We start from the raw sequence: 2,686 nt of genomic DNA, 5'->3' as shown, positions 1-2,686 counted from the left end.
GACAGACTGTCATTCTTGACAATGCTACTTTTCATAAGTCTGGTAAGATTATCGAGCTTGCTAGAGGAGTTGGTGCAGAAATTTTGTATCTGCCGCCGTATTCTCCAGATTTCAACAAAATTGAGCATCATTGGTTTGCTATAAAAAACAGAGCTAGGAAAAACATTCCTCTATTCGAATCCTTTCGTCGTGCTGTTGATTCTGCCTTCCTATGACCTGTTCGGACTATTATGAGAAATGCTATAACTTCCCTTTTGGTCATATCGAACCAAATTTCTTTTTCACACCACCTTTTAAGCCACTTTCGTTAGTTTTTGTCATAATGCGATCAAACACTCCCAATAACCTCTTTAATAGGTTTGGAGTTAGCGAAGAGATAAGATCAACAGATACGGTATTGTTTTTGTCATCACCACTTGCTTTATAGTCTATTGAAACGATTCCCCTACTTTTCCCACCAGTAAGAAGTTTTCCAATTATAGGAATTTTTAACAAAGATTTATTAATTGAATATGCTGGTATTACTTGTCCTGCAACCTGGAATTTATAATCTTTAATATTGAGCTTACCACCAGTGCTAATACCTAACTCCGCCCCTTCAAGCCAAGATTCTTCAATTTCAATAGTGCCATCTTTGTATGAAAAAGGTGCATTACATTTGTAAAAGTATACACCTTCATTTTTTATGGCATTTACAATGCCAGGCAATGAAGACATCGACAATAAAGTAGTAAGTAGTGGAGCATCTTTGATGTAGAAATTGCTAATGGATAACGTACCATAATGTTCTCCACTTTCTCTCTGAGGAGAGAGATAAAAAGACAATTTGCCGTTTTTAATTGATTTACTAATGCCTAAGGAACGCAAAAGCATACCTGAATTATCCGCATATATTTCGAGCCCTATTCCACTGTATTCTGCTAGTATGTTGCTGCTATCTTCCAGAAACTGCCCTGTAAATTGACTTCCATTGCAATTACCTTTAGTACAGGTTACATTCAGCTTAGCATTTTTGATAACGATGCCTTCTTTCATAATTACATTGTCAACATTCATACTAATCTCTATATCTTTATTTAATCCATTACTGTTTTTGCCAAGCAAGCCTAAAATATCACTTAAGTTAATTTCCTCACCATAAATAGTTATGGCATTTTTCTCCTTACCTGATTCAATTTCTATACTAAAATCATTATCAGGCAATTTAAAGCTACTAGAATTTAAATATAAATTTCCATTTTCTACTCTTCCGCTGAATTTTATATCTAGGTCATTTCCTACAATGTCTAATTTATCTACTAACAATTCACCTGCTCCTTTTAACCTTGTAGAAAACAAAATTTTATTGTGATCTTCAAAGCGATTTTTCCACCCTAAGTAGCTTGAATGTGATTCAAATTCTGATAAATCTATATCACCATTAACATACCCCGTCTTATCTTGATTTATCACTGACTCTAAATTTGCACTGACATAGCCACTATCAAAATTAAATATTTGAGCGGGTAAATCTCCGGTCAAATTCCAGGCGAAACTTTCATTCCTATTGCTACTTTTCAGGTCAAATAATAGCTGTGTGTTATTCACCATACCACTACCATTTAAATCTATAAAGTCACTGCCAAAACTAAGCTTAATATCATATTTACCAAGACTTGCATTATAGACGGCCAAATTGTCAATTTCAGAATGAAAATTTGCTGAGAAGTCTACTTTTTTGTCATCAGCATTTAGATTAAAAATGCGAAAATTAAATACGGATTTTGCCATTCCACTTACTTTATCCCTTTCAACCTTCACCACATCATCCAGCTTAAATCTTATAGGCTCATATAAACCATACGCATCACTTACAGCTTTGCCATTAATGGTTAGAACTGAATCTTCCTTATTTAGAGATTTCATTTCAATATCACCACCATTAACAGTGAAATTCTGAAACTTAGCGCTATTTACAGTAATTTCAAGATCGTTATTCTTGATGATCAAATCACCCTTTAATTCCTTTACTTGCTCAAAATCTTCATCAAATTTTACGCTACCGTTTTCTATATCAGCAACAATTACAATGTCTGACAGATCGTCATCAACCAATTTGCCATTGAAACTTACAATGGTATTTAAAACATCCCCATCAATATTATTACAATACCAGCTTTTAAATTTACTATTTACTACACTATCTGGTATATAAGTACATAAATCCTTTGCAGCAAACTTACTAATATTAATTCTAAGCAAAGCATGACTTGTACCAAAGTTCATTTTGCCTATTAAAGAGAGATACGTGTCATTTAACTTAAAATGGAAGTTTTTTACACTAATAATTCCACTACTATATGTTAAATTTATATTTACATTAGTTAAGGCCAAATTTTTGTTCAAATAACTTTCTGTATTTAATACGTATATATTTCCATCTACAATTTCATCCTTTTTATTAATTTTCACTGAGAAGCTTCCTTTGAATCCTATATTTTTGTCCAAATTGTAGCTTTTAACTAATGTAGAAAACTTGCTCAATAGTCCCAATTTTAGATCATAAAATGTCCCGTACACATTTAGCAAATTGTTGCGATTTTTTATCGTAATTGATAAATCATCCAAAAATCCCTTTCCATCTTTTGTATTCACATGAATATCTAAAACATTAAAATCTTCCCCCTTCCCTATATATAATTTATCA

General features: G+C 32.5%; 2 protein-coding genes. One reads left to right on the top strand and one right to left on the bottom strand.

Annotation, left to right across the window (positions count from 1 at the left end):
• Positions 1-215 (top strand): transposase (locus tag ACIPNH_RS02535; protein WP_400771539.1); only part of this gene is annotated, 215 nt, incomplete at its 5' end.
• A 43-nt stretch (positions 216-258) separates the two neighbouring features.
• Here the strand turns inward: ACIPNH_RS02535 and ACIPNH_RS02530 are convergent.
• Positions 259-2,686, bottom strand: a 2,428-nt coding sequence (locus ACIPNH_RS02530) for a YhdP family protein (protein WP_400771536.1), incomplete at its 5' end; no start/stop codon positions are given.

The organism is Wolbachia endosymbiont of Drosophila barbarae, assembly GCF_044752445.1.
Taxonomy (GTDB): domain Bacteria; phylum Pseudomonadota; class Alphaproteobacteria; order Rickettsiales; family Anaplasmataceae; genus Wolbachia; species Wolbachia pipientis.
This window is presented reverse-complemented; position numbering and strand designations above follow the sequence as displayed.